This is a genomic window from Gardnerella sp. CCPDSM (assembly GCF_056754715.1).
The window spans coordinates 201597-218961 of record NZ_JBQEQO010000002.1; the positions used below are offsets into that span (position 1 = coordinate 201597).

Annotated in this window: 14 protein-coding genes; all 14 read left to right on the forward strand. The window is 45.5% G+C overall.

Features of this window, described 5'->3' with window-relative positions; genetic code table 11:
- Positions 1 to 41 precede the first annotated feature (41 nt).
- The 14 genes from pyrF (ACTJLE_RS02025) (at position 42) to ACTJLE_RS02090 (ending at position 17360) form a co-directional block, all read left to right on the forward strand.
- Positions 42 to 1091, forward strand: coding sequence for an orotidine-5'-phosphate decarboxylase (pyrF, locus tag ACTJLE_RS02025; protein WP_481267218.1), 1050 nt, complete (start codon positions 42 to 44; stop codon positions 1089 to 1091).
- 158 nt (positions 1092 to 1249) lie between these two features.
- Complete coding sequence (locus ACTJLE_RS02030; RefSeq protein ID WP_481267219.1) at positions 1250 to 2146, forward strand: dihydroorotate dehydrogenase electron transfer subunit; 897 nt, start codon at positions 1250 to 1252, stop codon at positions 2144 to 2146.
- 5 nt (positions 2147 to 2151) lie between these two features.
- On the forward strand, positions 2152 to 3171 hold the full coding sequence (locus tag ACTJLE_RS02035; protein WP_481267220.1) for a dihydroorotate dehydrogenase: 1020 nt from the start codon (positions 2152 to 2154) through the stop codon (positions 3169 to 3171).
- 97 nt (positions 3172 to 3268) lie between these two features.
- The gene (gene pyrE, locus ACTJLE_RS02040) at positions 3269 to 3961 is read left to right on the forward strand and encodes an orotate phosphoribosyltransferase (protein ID WP_481267221.1); all 693 of its coding nucleotides are present in this window, start codon (positions 3269 to 3271) and stop codon (positions 3959 to 3961) included.
- Between the two features lie 217 nt (positions 3962 to 4178).
- Positions 4179 to 5324: a zinc ribbon domain-containing protein gene (locus tag ACTJLE_RS02045; protein ID WP_481267222.1), complete on the forward strand. Its 1146-nt coding sequence runs from the start codon at positions 4179 to 4181 to the stop codon at positions 5322 to 5324.
- Between the two features lie 94 nt (positions 5325 to 5418).
- Complete coding sequence (efp, locus tag ACTJLE_RS02050; protein WP_481267223.1) at positions 5419 to 5982, forward strand: elongation factor P; 564 nt, start codon at positions 5419 to 5421, stop codon at positions 5980 to 5982.
- A gap of 163 nt (positions 5983 to 6145) precedes the next feature.
- Complete coding sequence (nusB, locus tag ACTJLE_RS02055; RefSeq protein ID WP_481267224.1) at positions 6146 to 6631, forward strand: transcription antitermination factor NusB; 486 nt, start codon at positions 6146 to 6148, stop codon at positions 6629 to 6631.
- A gap of 388 nt (positions 6632 to 7019) precedes the next feature.
- A complete protein-coding gene (gene carA / locus ACTJLE_RS02060) occupies positions 7020 to 8231 on the forward strand; it encodes a glutamine-hydrolyzing carbamoyl-phosphate synthase small subunit (protein WP_481267225.1) in 1212 nt (403 codons plus the stop codon).
- Between the two features lie 51 nt (positions 8232 to 8282).
- Complete coding sequence (gene carB, locus ACTJLE_RS02065; protein ID WP_481267226.1) at positions 8283 to 11678, forward strand: carbamoyl-phosphate synthase large subunit; 3396 nt, start codon at positions 8283 to 8285, stop codon at positions 11676 to 11678.
- Positions 11679 to 11681: 3 nt separating this feature from the next.
- A complete protein-coding gene (gene pyrF / locus ACTJLE_RS02070) occupies positions 11682 to 12593 on the forward strand; it encodes an orotidine-5'-phosphate decarboxylase (protein WP_481267227.1) in 912 nt (303 codons plus the stop codon).
- Between the two features lie 17 nt (positions 12594 to 12610).
- On the forward strand, positions 12611 to 13228 hold the full coding sequence (gene gmk, locus ACTJLE_RS02075) for a guanylate kinase (protein ID WP_119487537.1): 618 nt from the start codon (positions 12611 to 12613) through the stop codon (positions 13226 to 13228).
- A gap of 82 nt (positions 13229 to 13310) precedes the next feature.
- Positions 13311 to 13595: a DNA-directed RNA polymerase subunit omega gene (gene rpoZ / locus ACTJLE_RS02080; RefSeq protein WP_119487536.1), complete on the forward strand. Its 285-nt coding sequence runs from the start codon at positions 13311 to 13313 to the stop codon at positions 13593 to 13595.
- A 159-nt stretch (positions 13596 to 13754) separates the two neighbouring features.
- Positions 13755 to 14975, forward strand: a complete 1221-nt coding sequence (metK, locus tag ACTJLE_RS02085) for a methionine adenosyltransferase (RefSeq protein ID WP_481267228.1) — start codon at positions 13755 to 13757, stop codon at positions 14973 to 14975.
- A 9-nt stretch (positions 14976 to 14984) separates the two neighbouring features.
- Positions 14985 to 17360, forward strand: coding sequence for a primosomal protein N' (locus ACTJLE_RS02090; RefSeq protein ID WP_481267229.1), 2376 nt, complete (start codon positions 14985 to 14987; stop codon positions 17358 to 17360).
- The last annotated feature ends 5 nt before the right edge of the window (positions 17361 to 17365 follow it).

The window sequence follows — 17365 nt, forward strand, 5'->3', positions numbered from 1 at the left end:
TAAAGAATGTGATTGAAATAAATAATTTAGGTTGGTAGCAAATGGACGAATTAATTGAAGCGATTGCATCTAAGCAAAATCCTAGCGTTGTGGGATTGGATCCTAAGCCAGGAATTGTGCCTGCAGAAATTATTGGCGCTCTTGCGGACGAAGTTTTGCAAGAAGTGGACGGCGAAGATGCGCTGCCAACTCTTTTAGCTACAGCTTATTTTGAGTTTAATCGCGCGATTATTGACGCAGTTGCAGATATTGTGCCTGCTGTAAAGCCGCAAATCGCAATGTATGAAGCTCTAGGTTCCGCTGGAATGGACACGTACGCAATGACTTGCGAATACGCAAAATCGCGTGGACTAATCGTAATAGGAGACGCAAAGCGAGGAGATATTGGCTCTACTGCAGGCCAGTATGCGGCTCATTTAAGCGGTTTTGCTAATCTTTCAGCATATTTTGAAGACGAAACTAGTAAAACTAATAGCAACGCACTTTCTAAATCTCTTGAAAATCTTCTTAAAAATTACGAAAATCTGGACGTTTGGCACGAAGATTCGCTTACAGTAAACCCTTATATGGGTTCGGACGGCGTGAAGCCTTTTATTGACGAAGCAGTTTCGCATAATAAAAGCATTTTTGTGCTGCTTCGCACTTCAAATCCTTCTAGCAAGGAGCTTCAGGAGCTTATTTTGCAAGACGGAAAGCCAGTGTACGAGCATATGGCAGATTTGATTGAAAACTGGGGCGCGCTGCACGTTGGAAAGCATGGTTATTCGAATGTTGGAGCTGTGGTTGGAGCCACTCATCCGGAAGAAGGAAAGCGTTTGCGCGAGCTTATGCCGCACACTTTCTTCCTAGTTCCAGGCTACGGCGCTCAAGGCGGCACCGCTCAAGATGTTGCTGGAATGTTCGATAAAAATGGTGATGGTGCTATTGTGAACTCTTCTCGCGGTATTATTGGCGCGTGGCGAAAGTCTAAAGATTATGCGAAAAATCAAGGAAATATGTCTCTTGATAATATTCTTGATATTGTGCAAGATTCTGCGTATGCTGCTGCGCGAAATATGCGCGACGACTTAAGAAATGCAGTGTATCGATAAAAGCGGTATATCGCTAAATGCAACGCGTAGCTAGAAAAGCAACGCATCGCTAAAATGTATAACTAAAAATAAAAACTTAATAAATCAAAACTTAAAAACTAAAAAATAAATAAAACAAAACGCAACGGTACAACACATACAAGGGTAGGGGAAACCACATGAGTGATGGCATGTTTATTCCAACGCGAAAAGCCAATGGAAACGCCATGATTACGTTACGTGAAGACGCTTTTGACTCTTCCGGATCAAGTTCTGCAGACGAAAGCAACAGCGCAAAATATTCGCGTCTTTGGGGGCGTAGAGCTGTAGAAGTGCTTAATAACGAAAAGCTTGACGAAGGCGTGTACCGTTTAACTTTGCGAGATTCTGAGATTGCTAAAAAAGCTACTCCTGCGCAATTCGTGAATTTGTATTCTCCTGACCCAACTGCTATGCTTCCGCGTCCTTTTGGAGTTGCTAGCGTAGAAGGGGATACTTTTACGCTTATTTTTGCTGTGATTGGCAAAGGCACAGCAGAATTTGCAAAGCTTAAGCCGGGAAGCACGGTTGATGCTTTAGGGCCTTTGGGTTTGGGATTTAATATTGATGAGGCTGCGCATTATGTGCTTGTAAGCGGAGGATTGGGCGTGCCGCCTATTATTTGCGCAGCTCAAGCTTTAAGCAATCGCAAGGATTCTAGCGTAACAGCAGTTCTCGGCTACCGTAGTAAGCGTTTTGCAGACGACTTAATGAAGGAATATATTTCAGACGTACACAGTATTACGAATGCTGAAGGCACTGTTATTACGCTGCTTGACGAGCTTGAGCAGAGTCATCATTTTGATTTTGGCGACGATTTGCCAACTGTTATTTTGTCTTGCGGACCATTGCCGATGATGAAAGCTGTGGCGCATTGGGCGCATGAGCGCGGTGTTAAATGCCAGTTAAGTCTTGAGGCGCGCATGGGATGCGGTTATGGAACTTGCGTTGCTTGCGTGGTTGATACTTTGGAAGGCAGACTGAAAGTTTGTAACGACGGTCCAGTTTTTGATGCGAATCGTTTGGGTTGGGAGTAAAAAATATGAGTGCTGTAAATAATGCTGTAAATAGCGCAAATGCTGTAAACAATGCTGAAAATAGCGTAAATTCCGCAACAAATTCCGCTGAAACTTTCGGTTTCGATAAAAGCCACGTATGGAAGCACCCAACTCAAGTTGCAGGCGTTAAGTGGAAGAACATGGTTGGAACCGCTTCCGGAACTTTCCAGCTCGCAGCATGCCGACGCTTTTACGACGTAAGTCAGCTCGGCGCAATCTGCACAAAAGGCGTTTCTCCTGTTCCTTGGGAAGGAAATCCTTCTCCGCGCACTGCAGAATCACCTTCCGGAATGGTAAACGCAGTCGGCTTGCAAAATCCTGGAGTTGACCACTATTTAGTAGACGAGCTGCCGAAATTAAAATCCATGGGAGCGCTTGTTATTACTAATGTTGCTGGCCACAGCGACGACGATTATGCGCAAGTTGTTGAAAAGCTTGCTGATTCCGCGGCCGACATGCTTGAAATTAACGTAAGCTGCCCGAACGTAACTCATGGCGGAATGAGCGTTGGTACGGATCCTGTGGCATTGCACCGCCTAATTAAGCGACTTCGCGCAATGACTAATAAGCCGATGATTGTAAAAATGACGCCAAATGTGACGGATATTGTGTCGATTTGCAAAGCTGCGGTTGATGCTGGAGCGGACGCTTTAAGCATGATTAACACGCTGGTTGGTTTGCGAATTGATATTCGAACCGGCGAGCCGATTATTGCGAACCGCACGGGCGGCGTTTCCGGCCCTGCGATTTTCCCGATTGGACTTGGATTCGTGTGGCGAGTGCGCCAAGCTATGCCAGATATTCCGATTATTGGCATTGGTGGCATTGATTCTGGCGAAAAAGCTTTGGAATACTTGTATGCTGGCGCGAATGCTGTAGAAGTTGGTGCGGCGGCACTGGTGGATCCTACTGCTCCGATTCGAATTGCGCGCGAGCTTGACGATTTGCTTGATTCTCGCCCAAAGCTTGCGTCTTTGCTTGCTGAAGGCAAAACTTGGCGCTGAAGCGAGAATAATGCGAGAATAAATCGCAAATAAATCGCAAGTAAAATCTTAAAATATCAATCAAAAATAAAAATACTCAAAAGAAAGAGAGAAGAAAATGGCAGAATTAGACGAACGTTTTACAAAGTTTTTGCTTGATTCAGGCGCGCTTAAATTTGGCGACTTTACGCTGAAATCTGGCCGCAAATCGCCTTATTTTATTAACGCGGGCGCTTTTGACGACGGCATGAAAATCGCAAATCTAGGCGCATACTACGCTCAGCGTGTAATTGCAGGAATTGAAGACGGAAAACTTCCGCAAGATATCGACACTGTTTTTGGCCCTGCTTATAAGGGAATTCCGCTGGCTGTTTCGACGGCTATGGCTTTAACAAATAATCACAATATGCAAGTCGGCTTTACTTTCGACCGCAAAGAGCGCAAGGATCACGGCGACGGCGGAATTATGGTTGGAAAGCCGCTAAAAGACGGCATGAAAGTGCTGTTAGTCGACGACGTAATGACCGCTGGAACTGCAGTTCGCGAAACTTTGCCAAAGCTTAAAGCGGAAGCAAATGTGCAAGTTGTTGGCTTGATTTTGGCGGTAGACAGAATGGAGCGCACAAAAGACAGCGAGCTTTCCGCAGTAAAAGCAGTCGAGCAAGAATTTGGATTCCCAGTTTTGCCAATTGCAAACGTGCGTGAAATTTTCGCTGCAGCTCAAAAACTCACTAATGCTGACGGTAAGCCAGTTATGGATGAGGAATTAGCTTCGCGCGCTGCAAACTACTTGCGTGAATACGGTGCGTAACTTTTTTGCAATTTCGTAACTAAGATTTCGTAACTAAGATTTCGTAACTAAGATTTCGTAACTAAGATTTCGTAACTAAGATGAAGCACGTATTATTTTACGTTCCGTTGCGTAAAACTTTGTTGTAATACTATTGTAAAATCAACAAGATTCGTTAATTTATTACGGCTCGTTAATTTATTACGATTCGTTAATTTAATTTAGTCGGGGGAAGAATATGTTCTGTACACAATGCGGCAGTCAAAATGAGGAGAATAGCAAATTCTGCGATACTTGTGGCGCTCCATTAGCAAGTATGCAGCAAGATAATGTCGTGCAAAATGAATCGCAAGAGGCTCCAACGCAAGCGATTTCTTACCAAAATTCTTATCCGACGAATCAGCCTTACGCAAATGATGCGCAATATTTTCAAGCTGATGTTGCAAATTACGATGCGAATGCGGATAAAAATAAGAAGCGAATCATTATTACTGTAATCAGCGCTATTGTTGCTTGCGTTTTAGTAATAGGCGGCGGCGTATGGTGGTACGTCAATAATGAGCAATCTGCTAAAGCGCGTAATCAAGCTAAATTAGAGCAAACGAAGAAGAAACCAAAGAAGCATGTTAAAGAAGATGATGACTTGGATTCAGACGACGATAGCGACAGCAGTGACGATAGCGACAGTAAAGAAAATGAAGACAATAGTGACAGCGCTATTTCTGCAGGTAAAAAACTGAATACGCAAAAAATTACTAATTTAATAAAAGATTTTGCGCAAAATTATTACGTATCTGTTGCTATTTCAGATAGAAACAAGATTGTGTATGAGACTAACGATTCGCACACTCAATTCCCGGCTGTTGGTTTTTATTTCCCTGTAATCTTGCATGCTCAGGAAGTGGCAGATTATAACTATGAGAAACAGTACGAAAACGTTATTAAAACGATGAGCAATGCTTCCGCTAACGAGCTTATAGATGCTCAAGGCGGATTAGATGGATTAAATAATTGGTTGTATCGTAACGACTACTCGGACACTTCGTTTGAGCGTAAATTTGGCGATGTTAATGCGGCGAAAGCGGGTAACGATAATTACACTTCCGCTCATGATGCTGCGATGATGCTTTCGAAAGCAATGGGAAATTCGTTTATTACTAATCCAACAGGTTATAATATTGCGGCTGATGGCGTTAGAATTCCAAGCGGCATAACTATTATGGCGCATCGAGGCCAGGGAATTAAGAACGTGTACAACTATTTCATGATTATTAAAAGCGGCGATAAAATGCTTGGAATGTCGGTTTTGACAAGTACTGCGCCTAAATCTGATGTTGCTGAATTAGTGTCAAAGCTGTTGGATTTGTTGAAAAATGATTTGTAAATCTATTAAGTTGACGCTTTGTGGCATAATAGGCAAGGTTTATTTCTTAAGCTGCTAAAATTGCAGCTTTATTAGCGAAAGAAACGGGTAACTCGTGGCACAGACTACCAATGATATTAAAAATGGATCGGTTTTGAACCTTGAAGGTCAGCTTTGGACCGTTGTTAAGTTCCAGCACGTGAAGCCAGGCAAGGGTCCTGCTTTTGTGCGCACCACCATTAAGAACGTGCTCTCGGGCAAGATTGTCGACAAGACTTTTAATGCCGGCATGAAGATGGAGTTCGAGACCGTTGATAATCGTACTTTGCAATACTCCTACGAAGATGGCGACAACTTCGTCTTCATGGATATGACCACTTACGATCAGGTTTATATTCCTAAGGTTTTGGTTGGCGAGCAGAGCAAGTATTTGCTTGAAGGCACCGACTGCATCGTAAGCTTCCATGACGGTACTCCTTTGAGCGTTGAGCTTCCAGCTTCCGTAATTTTGACTATTACGCATACTGAGCCAGGCTTGCAGGGCAACCGTTCTAACGCTGGCACTAAGCCTGCAACCGTGGAAACTGGCGCTGAAATCCAGGTTCCACTCTTCGTGGGTGAAGGCGAAAAGGTGAAGGTCGACACTCGTGACGGCTCTTACCTTGGTCGCGAAAACTAAAGAAGTAGTTATCTAATTAAGTTAGTAATTTAGTTATCTAATTAATTTAGTTATCTAATTAAATTAGTTATTTATTTCTAAATAATTTTTATAGTGTGACCCGGTGGCGATTATTCGTTGCTGGGTCGCGTATTTTTAATACTTTGCACAGAAGGGCACTATTATGGCACGTTCCACTGCTCGTAAGAGGGCTTTGAATACGCTTTATGAGGCGGATGAAAAGAATCAGCCTATTCTTTCCTTGCTGGAGGAGCGCGTTAAAGAGCCTGGTGCTCAAACTCCGCTCCCAGAGTACGCTATTGAGATTGTTCGAGGCGTGGGAGAGCGACGCAACAGAATTGACAAGACGCTTAACCGTTATTCAACCGGCTGGAAAGTTGGAAGAATGGCTGTTATTGATCGTAATATTTTGCGCATTGCAGTTTGGGAAATGCTTCTTAACGAGGAAATTCCAGATAAGGTTGCGATTGATGAGGCTATTGCGCTTGCCAAAATGTATAGCGATGAGGAAGCTATTGCGTTTATTCACGGACTTCTAAGCGCGATTATGGCAGATAAAGACGCTTGCTTAGCAAAGTTTAACGGCGAAGCTCAAGACTCTAGCGACGCGGCTGCGGAACCTACTGCTGCTGCTGACACTCAGGAGTAGTTGAGTTAGTATCTTCGCAGTTAAGCTATGCTGCCATCACGCTAAATCAAACGCTCCAAATGCGAGATAATTTCCCCATGTTTGGAGGGGTTCACCAGACCAAACGCTCCAAACGCGAGATAATTTCCCCACGTTTGGAGGGATTCGCGGCCATAAACGCTCCAAATGCGAGATAATTTCCCCGCGTTTGGAGGGGTTCACCAGACCAAACGCTCCAAATGCGAGATAATTTCCCCATGTTTGGAGGGGTTCACCAGACCAAACGCTCCAAACGCGAGATGGATTACCCACGTTTGGAGCGCTCAAATAGGTCGTCACGCGGCGCGTCGCCCGTCCGCCAGCCTGAGTAAACTTGCCACGAATATCCTAAAGCCATAAGGGGGTTAAGGTGGATTATAACGACACCTTTGCCGGATTCGGCAGTGATGATGCAGTATTGGTGTTGGAGGATGGTCAGGTTTACGTTGGTAAGCCTTTTGGTGCGCGAGGTTCTACGCGCGCCGAGATTGTGTTCTCCACGGGCATGACTGGTTATCAAGAAACATTAACTGATCCAAGTTATGATCAACAAATCGTAGTTCAAACATTCCCACACATAGGTAATACGGGAATGAATCACGAAGATCCTGAATCTAATCGCATTTGGGTTGCAGGTTACGTAGTTAAGGAGCCAAGCCCAGTAGTTAGCAATTGGCGAGCTGAAGGTTCCTTGGAAGACGATTTACAAAAGCAAGGTATCGTTGGCATTAGTGGTATTGATACTCGAAAGCTGGTACGTCATTTACGCTCGGTAGGCGTTATGCGTGCCGGCATTTTTTCTAATAAGGCCCTGGTTGATTCGTCAACCGGGGCTTTTCGTACCGTCGCTTCTTTCGTTGACGAGATTAAGCAGACTCCTCAAATGCAGGGCTTGCGTTTAACGGATGAAGTAAGTACTAAAGAAACGTATACGATTGAGCCTTGTGGTGATTTTGAAGGAAAAGATCCGCTTTACACTGTTGTAGCAGTCGACTTTGGTATTAAATCTATGACTCCTCACCGTTTGGCTGAGCGCGGCTGCCGCGTGCACGTCGTAAGCTCCTCAATCAGCTTCGAATCGTTGCAAGCGCTTAACGCGAACGGCGTATTCTTCTCGAACGGTCCTGGAGATCCTGGCCAAGCAAATCGCGAAGTTGAGCTTTTGCGTAAAGTTTTGGACGCAGGCTACCCGTTCTTTGGAATCTGCTTTGGAAACCAGCTGCTTGGTCGCGCGCTCGGCTTTGGCACTTACAAGCTGAAGTTTGGCCACCGCGGTATTAATCAGCCTGTAAAAGACGTTACAACCGGAAAAGTGGAAGTTACTGCTCACAATCACGGATTTGCAGTGGACGCACCTCTTGACGGCCCTGTGCAATCTCCTTACGAAAACGGCCACTTTGGTCGCGTGCTAGTTTCCCATATTGACTTGAACGACAATGTTGTAGAAGGCTTGCAATGCCTTGATATTCCAGCATTCTCAGTGCAATATCATCCGGAAGCTGCAGCAGGTCCGCACGACGCTTCCTATCTGTTTGATCGCTTTGTGCAATTGATGCGCGAAAACGCTCGAAAAAGCAAGTAATACTCGAAAAAGCAAGTAAGATTTTAAGATTTACGGAAAGAGAAATTTACTATGCCAAAACGTACTGATATTAAGTCGGTTATGGTAATTGGTTCCGGCCCGATTGTTATTGGTCAGGCTGCAGAATTTGATTATTCTGGAACGCAAGCTTGCCGAGTTCTTCGCGAAGAAGGCATTCGCGTAATTTTGGTTAATTCCAACCCTGCTACGATTATGACGGATCCGGAGCTTGCTGACGCAACATACATTGAGCCAATCGACACTTCGATTTTGGAGCGAATTATTGCAAAGGAGCGTCCGGATGCGCTTCTTCCAACGCTTGGTGGTCAAACTGCTCTTAATGCTGCAATGGATTTGGGTCGTGCAGGAATCTTAGAAAAATATAACGTTGAGCTGATTGGTGCTTCTTTGGAAGCAATCGACCGCGGCGAAGACCGTGAGCTTTTCAAAAAAGTCGTTGAAAAAGCTGGAGCAGAAAGCGCAAAATCCTTTATTGCTCACACAATCGAAGAAGTAGACAAAATTGTTGAAACTTTAGGATACCCGGTAGTAGTACGCCCAAGCTTTACAATGGGCGGCCTCGGCTCTGGTATTGCTCATAACGAAGAAGAGCTTCACCGAATTGCAGGAGCCGGCATTCACTATTCTCCAACCGACGAAGTGCTTATTGAAGAAGGCATTGAAGGCTGGAAGGAGTTCGAGCTTGAGCTTATGCGCGACGCAAAAGATAACGTCGTAGTTGTTTGCCCAATCGAAAACGTGGATCCTGTAGGCGTGCACACAGGCGACTCTATTACCGTAGCTCCTTGCTTTACGCTTACAGACCGCGAGTATCAAAAGATGCGCGATATTGGTATTGCGATTATTCGAGGCGTTGGCGTCGACACCGGCGGATGCAATATTCAGTTCGCAATCAACCCTCAAACCGGCAGAATCATCGTAATCGAAATGAATCCGCGCGTATCTCGTTCTTCCGCGCTCGCGTCTAAAGCAACCGGCTTCCCAATCGCAAAAATCGCAACGAAACTTGCTCTCGGATACACTTTGGACGAAATCCAAAACGATATTACTCGCTCAACTCCTGCAAGCTTCGAGCCAACAATCGACTACGTTGTAACGAAGATTCCGCGTTTTGCTTTCGAAAAGTTCCCGGGAGCAGACACCACTCTTACAACTTCCATGAAGTCTGTTGGCGAAGCAATGGCTTTGGCTGGAAACTTCCAGGAATCTCTTGGAAAAGCAATGCGCTCAATCGACAAGCGTCACGCATGCTTTAACTGGGATGGCGAGCGCCCAAGTAAGGAAGAAGTTAATAAGCTTCTTGAAGAAATGCACACGCCAACAGAGCACCGCTACTTGCAAATTCAGCGCGCGCTTTGGGGCGGGGCAACGCCGGAGCAGATTTTTGCAGCAACAAAAATCGACCCTTGGTTTGTAGAGCAGCTTGCTCAAATTAACGAAACTGCGCTCGCGGTTCGTGAAGCTGAAACCTTAACTCCTAAAGTTTTGAAGCGCGCTAAGCTTGCAGGCCTTTCGGACGTTCAAATTGCGCATTTGCGTAATCTTGGCGACGAAGGCGAAAACATGGTGCGTGAGCTTCGTTGGGCTTACGGTTTGCGCCCTGTTTACAAGACGGTTGATACTTGCGCAGCCGAGTTCGACGCAGCAACACCGTACTACTATTCTTGCTACGCTGACGAAAGCGAGTTGAAGAAGCGCGATCGCGAAGCTGTGATTATTCTTGGCTCTGGCCCGAACAGAATCGGCCAGGGTATTGAGTTTGATTACACTTGCGTTCACGCTGTTCAGGAATTGGGTAAGGATTACGACACCATTATGGTTAATTGCAATCCTGAAACAGTTTCTACAGATTACGACATGTCTGACCGTCTTTACTTTGAGCCTCTTACTTTCGAAGATGTGCTTGAAATTTACGAAGCGGAAAAGAAGCTTGGTCCTGTTAAGGGCGTGATTGTGCAGCTTGGTGGTCAAACGCCGCTTTCGCTTGCTGCTCGTCTTAAAGCTGCAGGAGTTCCAATTTTGGGAACTACTCCTGAAGCTATTGATTTGGCGGAAAATCGTGAGCTTTTTGGTGAGGTTCTTCGTCAAGAAGGCATGAATGCTCCTCGCTACGGCACAGCTTTGAGCCTTGAGGAAGCAAAGGATGCGGCTCACGCAATCGGCTACCCGGTTCTTGTGCGCCCAAGCTACGTGCTTGGCGGACGTGGCATGGAAATCGTGTACGATGATGCTCAGCTTGCAAAGTATGTTGAGCGCGCTTTGGATGAGGCTCGTGCGGATACTGTTGTTTCTGGACGCTTGCCTTCGCCGCTTTTGATTGATAAGTTCCTTCAGGACGCTATTGAAATCGACGTTGACGCGCTTTACGACGGCAACGAGCTTTATATTGGTGGCATTATGGAGCATGTTGAGGAAGCTGGCGTTCACTCTGGTGACGCTGCTTGTACTCTTCCTCCAAGCACGCTTTCGGACGATCAAATTCGTCGCCTTCGCGAAGGCACGCTTTCGATTGCTCGCGGCTGCTCTGTTCGCGGTCTTATTAACGTTCAGTACGCTTTTATGGCGAACACTTTGTACGTAATTGAGGCAAATCCTCGCGCATCGCGCACTGTTCCGTTTGCTTCTAAAGCTACGGGTGTTGCTCTTGCTAAAGCGGCTGCTCGAATTATGGCTGGTGAAACAATCGCTCAGCAGCGCAAGCGCGGTCTTCTTCTTCCAAAGGGAGACGGCGGTGACATTCACCCAGGCCAGCAGGTTGCCATTAAAGCTTCCGTGCTGCCTTTCAAGCGTTTCCGCACTCCTGTTGGTCGCACGGTTGATATTTTGCTCGGCCCAGAGATGCGTTCTACTGGCGAAGTTATGGGCTTCGATCGTGATTTCCCTCACGCTTTTGCTAAGAGTCAGCTTGCAGCATACAAGGGAGGTTTGCCAACCAGCGGCAACGTTTTTGTGTCTGTAAGTGATGCTGATAAGAGGCAATTGCCGCTTCTTGCTGTGCGCTTAGTAGAGCTTGGTTTTACGATTTGGGCTACTGAGGGTACTGCTTCTGTGCTTCGTCGTTATGGCATTGATTCTGTGATTGTTGACAAGCTTTCTAGCCGCGGCGACACGGCGAAGGATGTGCATAATAATGAGAAAGCGCACGAAAGAATTGGTAAAAACGTTGTAGAGCTTATCGAGAATGGTAAGATTGATATGGTACTCAATACACCGAATTCGAGAGGGTCTCGTACAGACGGTTACGCAATTCGTGCAGCAGCTGTAGCAGCGGATCTTCCACAATTCACTACAATTACAGAGTTCGCTCCAGTTTTGATGGCTATTGAAGCTGTTAAGAACAACGATTATCAGGTGATGAGCATTCAAGAGCATGCTCAGCAGCTGTTTGCAATTGAACAGGCAGAAAATCAAGAAAGTCGGGCTTAATATATGACCGAGAGCATTCACGATCAAGAAGTACAAGCGCAAAGATCAGATTTTGGTTTGCGTTTGAAGAACGCTATGGCAAAATATGGCCCATTATGCGTTGGTATTGATCCTCATCGCAAAATGTTGCTGAATTGGGGATACAACATGGATGCTCTCGGTGCTGAGCTGTTCTCAATGCGAATGTTGCAAGCAATGAACGGAAGAGCAGCAGCGGTTAAATTCCAGTCCAGCATGTTTGAGCGCTACGGTTCTAAAGGTTTCGCAGCGCTTGAACGTGTGCTGTATGCTGCTCGTCAAATGGATGTTATAACAATCGTTGACTGCGGTCACGGCGGTTTATCCACTACTATTTCTGCACTTGCAGACGCGTATTTTAAGCCGGATTCTCCTCTTCTTACCGACGCTATTACGCTTCTTCCTTATTACGGCGCTCGCTCAATGGGCGGCTTAATTAACGAAGCTCTTAATAACGGCAGAGGCGTTTTTATTGCTTCCTTAACTTCTAATCGTGAAGGTGCAAGCTTACAAACTGCAATCCGCCAAAATGGAGATTACCGCGGAACTACTGTAGCTAACGGAATTGCTCAAACTGCTCAAAGTTTTAACGATAAAACTAAAGGCTTAGGCTCGGTTGGTTTAATTGTTGGAGCTACGATTGGCGACTGGATGAACGGTGGCGGAATTGATGTCACAAGTTTCACCGGACCTATTCTTTCCCCAGGCTACGGCTGGCAAGGTGCAGAAGCTAACGACTTAAAGCGTGTTTTTGCTGGCACGCATGGTAATGTATTGGTAACTGTTTCGCGTTCTATTGCGTCTCACGGCCCTAGTATTGGTGAGCTTTCGGCTGCAACTGAACGCATAGCATGGGATATTCGTCAGGCTCTTATAGATTCTGACGAACATGAATAAGTTAGAGGGTAAAGGAAATGACTACCAAAGATGATGTGAAAGATTCTCAATCTTCACAGCCTAAGCGCCGATTAATCGTGCTAACTGGACCTACTGCAGCCGGTAAAGGCACAGTAGAAGGAATACTTCGCGAGAAGCATCCTCATGTTTGGTTGTCTGTTTCTGCTACTACGCGCGCACCTCGTCCGGACGAGTTTAATGGTATTCAATACTGGTTCTTGGATGAAGAAGAGTTTGAGCGTCGTAAGCGCAACGGCGAGTTTTTGGAAACTGCTTTGGTTCATGGCATGGCTCATTATGGAACTTTGCTTCAGCCGGTTTTGGATCATCTTGAGCAGGATATTCCTACTTTGCTCGAAATTGATTTGCAAGGTGCTAGGAGAGTGAAGCAAGAGGCTTCGCGTCTTGGTTTGGAAGTTGTTTACGTGTTTATTGCGCCTCCAAGTTTCGAAGAGCTTAAGCGTCGTCTTATTGGGCGCGGCACAGAAACTCCTGAGCAGCAAGCAAAACGTTTGGAAACGGCAAAGGTTGAAATCGCTGCAGCTAAAGAGTTTGATGTTGTTATTGTTAACGACAATGCTGATCGAGCTGCCGACGAGTTGTGGAACGTAATTGCGCGAGAATACGACTTATAAATAAAACTTACGATTTATCCACTCAATAGCCTATAATAGACGATTTGGAACTATTGTAGCACCATAGAATTTGGAGAATATTATGGCATTAGGCACTCAGCCAACACCTACGGGTCTTGCGAATCCACCAATTGATGATTTAATGCAACATGCGGATTCCAAGTATGCGCTTGCCTTATTTGCTGCAAAACGAGCACGTCAAATTAATGCTTATTTCACTCAGCTTAATGAAGGTTTGTTGCAAAATGTTGGCCCATTAGTTGAGTATCAAAATCAAGAAAAGCCTTTAGCTATTGCTTTCCGCGAAATTAATAAAGGTTTGCTTGAAGAAACGCTTGGTGAAGACGATTTAAGCGAAGGCAACTAAATTTATTTAACTAAATTTAGCTAAATAATCATCTTATTAGTTGATTTTATTGCTGTAACGTTTTTACGTATTCGCAGTCGCATTATTGTGCTTAAAGCAGATGAGCGGCTGCGTTTTTCGCTTTATATAGCCTTTTTTGACTATTAATTAGGGGGGAATGTGGAAGAACGTAAGTTAATTTCTGCAGAATCTGTTACTGAAGGTCATCCGGATAAGCTTTGCGACCAAATCGCAGACGCTATTTTGGACGATATGCTCCGTCAAGATCCTCATGCGCATGTGGCGGTGGAAGTTTGCGCTTCCGTCGGCCAGTTTGTGGTTTTTGGGGAAGTGCGCGGTGAAGTTTATAGCGACATTCCTGGTATTGTGCGCAAAGTAGTTCGAAATGTTGGGTATACGAGCTCTGTGATTGGTCTTGACGCAGATTCTTGCGGCGTAATGGTTTCCTTAACCGAGCAAAGTGCTGAAATTAACCAGGGTGTTGCGCGCTTGGATGAAAGCCACGAAAGTGCCGCTTCTCGCGAGGAACGTTACGCAGCTCAAGGCGCAGGAGATCAGGGCGTTATGTTCGGTTACGCAAGTGACGAAACTGACACTTTAATGCCTCTTCCAATTTATCTCGCACACCGTTTAGCACAAAAGCTTGCTAGCGTAAGAAAAGACGGTACGGTTGCGCATTTGCGTCCGGATGGCAAAACGCAAGTCACAATTGAGTACGATTCTAAAGGCGCGCCTCAACGTTTGGATACTGTTTTAATTTCTACTCAGCACGATCCTGAAGTCTCAAGCGACTGGCTTAAGGCACAGCTTGTTGAGCATGTTGTTAAGCCTGTGCTTGAAGAAGTTCTTTCCAAAAACATTGAGCACGATTCGTACCGCATGCTTGTGAACCCTACTGGCTCCTTCGTTTTGGGCGGCCCTGCTGCAGATTCTGGTTTAACGGGACGAAAAATTATTGTTGACACTTATGGCGGTGCAGCTCACCATGGCGGCGGCGCATTTTCTGGAAAAGATCCTAGCAAGGTTGACCGTTCAGCAGCTTATGCTGCTCGATGGGTTGCAAAAAATATTGTTGCGGCAGACCTTGCTCATAAAGCAGAAGTGCAAGTTGCGTACGCTATTGGTATTGCAGATCCTGTAAGCGTAAACGTTGAAACATTTGGCACTGAAGCTGAAGGCATTACTCGCGACGATATTGCGCGCGCTGTACGCGAAGTATTCGATTTGCGTCCGGCTGCAATTATTGACGAGCTTAATTTGCTTCGACCAATTTACGCTAAAACCGCATCTTACGGTCATTTTGGTCGCACGGACGTTACGTTCCCTTGGGAAGAAACGAATCGCACCGAGAATCTTCGTGCAGCTTTAAATCTTAAGTAGAAGCTTAAAATGGCAGAGCAACCTTCGTTAGATGGATTAGCGCGCAAAACAAAACGCAAGCGTAATGCTGTTTCGCGCGTTCCTGCAGACGATTGTGCTATTGCTCACGTGATGCTAGACGTTCAAGCAACTCATTTAGGTCGCACATTTGATTATTTAGTATCAAAAGATCAAGATGAAGATGCTCAGCCGGGTGCTTTCGTGCGCGTGCGTTTTGGTGCGCAAAGGCTTACAGGCGTTATTTGGTCTCGTTCTTCGCACACGGATACTCCTGAATCTGCTTTACGGTTTATTGAACGCGTTTTTCCTTCAGACGTGCTACTTTCTCAATCTTTACGAGACGATATTGACGATATTGCTAAAGCTTATGGCGGAACTAGCGCGAATATTCTTCGACTTGCTGTGCCGCAGCGCGTTGCTCGAGTAGAGCATGAGGAAGTTTTTGACAGCATACGTTTGCATCGCAGAAAAGATTGGTGCAATAAGCTTAAGCAGCGTTTAGCTAGCAATACTGACGCGAATTCTTCTTACGCAACTTGCGCTCGCATGCTTTCTTCGTACAAAAATGCGGATCTTCTAAATCAAGCGTTAACTAGAAAAGATAGTAAAAAAGTAAGTGCAAAAGATAGTAGCGCTTATAAATCTTTTATTGTTGATGCTTTACCTGGATCTCAAAGACTTGCTCAAGATTTAGCTTGGATGATTGTTACGGCAGTAAGTCAAGGAAAGCAGGCCGTGGCTGTTTTGCCGACCCTTCGGGAAGTAAACGATGTTATGCGAGCGCTTATGGCTTATGGTTTGAAGCCTTATAAGCGAGTTAGCGTGCAGCATCCTGGTTTTTCTGCTGGAGGTTTTGACGGAGATGTTGCAAGGCTTTCTTCTTCTGACGCTCCAGCTGACCGTTATCGAGCTTGGCGTGCTGTAGCTTCCGGAATAGTGCCGTGTGTGCTTGGAACGCGCGCTGCAATGTATGCTCCGGTTGAAGGGGATGCGTTATTTGCGATTGTTGAGGATTGCGCGTACCAGTATGCTGACGGAATGATGCCTTATGCTCAAGCTCGCGGAGTGATGCGACTTCGTGCAAAAAAGCATGATGGCGTGTTTGTGGCAATGTCGTATTCTCGAAGCGCGTTAAGTCAAAGTGAAGTTGATTTTGCTAATTTTGCTAATTTAAATCAGTGTGCAGAAAAATCTTCTGTAGAAACTTACGAATCTGCAGTAAGCGGCAGCAGTATTGCTGTAACGCCAATACCAGAAGTTCGAAATCAACTTATGCCGTGGGTTCGCTGGCTTAATCGCGAAGCATTATTAAAACTAGCTGATCCAAGCATTGGCGCGCGCATACCGCATACTGCTGTAAGAGCTATTAAAGAAGTTCTTGAAGATGGAAAGCCTGTGCTTCTTTCAATTCCGCAAGATGGTATTACTCAGTCTGCAGTTTGCAATTCTTGCTTGCATCAGGCGCGTTGTAGACGCTGTACTGGTCCGATTGACGTGTCTTACGGAAAAGATGCTGCGCGTTGCGTTTGGTGCGGAGCTAGCGCAAGCTCATGGTCTTGCGCTAATTGTGGAAGCAATAAAATGCGCGTTATACGCGTGGGCGCTGCTGGTACTGCAGAAGAATTAGCAAAACTATTTCGTAACGTTCCTATTTTTATTTCATCACCGCATCAAATGCACGGAATTATTGAGTGCATTGATCAAAAGCCTGTAATTATTGTGTCAACTCCTGGAGCTGAGCCTCGCGTCCAATCTAAAGATGGAAATCAAAATGGAGAATACGGAATTGTTGCAATATTAGACGCTTGGGTAAGCTTGTACGCTTCCGGTCTTGACGCGCGAATTGACACTCTTACCGCGTGGATGAAAGCCGCAGGATTATGCGCTTCTAGGACATTAGGCGGAAGCGTTTTGCTAATTGGAGAAACTTACCCGGCTTTAGCTAAAGCGCTTACTTTGTGGGATACTACGCAACTTTCGATAAATGAGCTTTCGGAGCGTGAGCAAGCTGTTTTGCCACCATTTGTGACTGCTGCGTGCGTTTGGGGCTCGCGCGATGCCGTTATTAAAGCTTTGAATAATATTGGAGCAATTTCGGAATATCAAAATAACGAATCTAACGAAATTGTAAAATCCGAAAATAGTGACGAAACTAATCTAAAGCCTGAACTTTTAGGAATTGTGCCAATGCACGCGCCTGTAACGGATCATTATCAGCATTTTGACGAACTTGACGATCGCGTAAAAGCTGTTGTAAAAGTGCCATTATCTTCTAGGCAAGAATTAGTAAATCGTCTGTATAAGCAAGTAGCGTATCACGTAGCTACGCGCTCTGCAGGAGAATTGCGTTTTTGTGTTGATCCAAAAGACTTACTTGCGTACTGAGGAGT

Bases quoted from the DNA above. Each gene is read 5' to 3' on its own strand.
- pyrF (WP_481267218.1), top strand. From the start codon at position 42: ATGGACGAATTAATTGAAGCGATTGCATCTAAGCAAAATCCTAGCGTT.
- ACTJLE_RS02030 (WP_481267219.1), top strand. From the start codon at position 1,250: ATGAGTGATGGCATGTTTATTCCAACGCGAAAAGCCAATGGAAACGCC.
- ACTJLE_RS02035 (WP_481267220.1), top strand. From the start codon at position 2,152: ATGAGTGCTGTAAATAATGCTGTAAATAGCGCAAATGCTGTAAACAAT.
- pyrE (WP_481267221.1), top strand. From the start codon at position 3,269: ATGGCAGAATTAGACGAACGTTTTACAAAGTTTTTGCTTGATTCAGGC.
- ACTJLE_RS02045 (WP_481267222.1), top strand. From the start codon at position 4,179: ATGTTCTGTACACAATGCGGCAGTCAAAATGAGGAGAATAGCAAATTC.
- nusB (WP_481267224.1), top strand. From the start codon at position 6,146: ATGGCACGTTCCACTGCTCGTAAGAGGGCTTTGAATACGCTTTATGAG.
- carB (WP_481267226.1), top strand. From the start codon at position 8,283: ATGCCAAAACGTACTGATATTAAGTCGGTTATGGTAATTGGTTCCGGC.
- pyrF (WP_481267227.1), top strand. From the start codon at position 11,682: ATGACCGAGAGCATTCACGATCAAGAAGTACAAGCGCAAAGATCAGAT.
- gmk (WP_119487537.1), top strand. From the start codon at position 12,611: ATGACTACCAAAGATGATGTGAAAGATTCTCAATCTTCACAGCCTAAG.
- rpoZ (WP_119487536.1), top strand. From the start codon at position 13,311: ATGGCATTAGGCACTCAGCCAACACCTACGGGTCTTGCGAATCCACCA.
- ACTJLE_RS02090 (WP_481267229.1), top strand. From the start codon at position 14,985: ATGGCAGAGCAACCTTCGTTAGATGGATTAGCGCGCAAAACAAAACGC.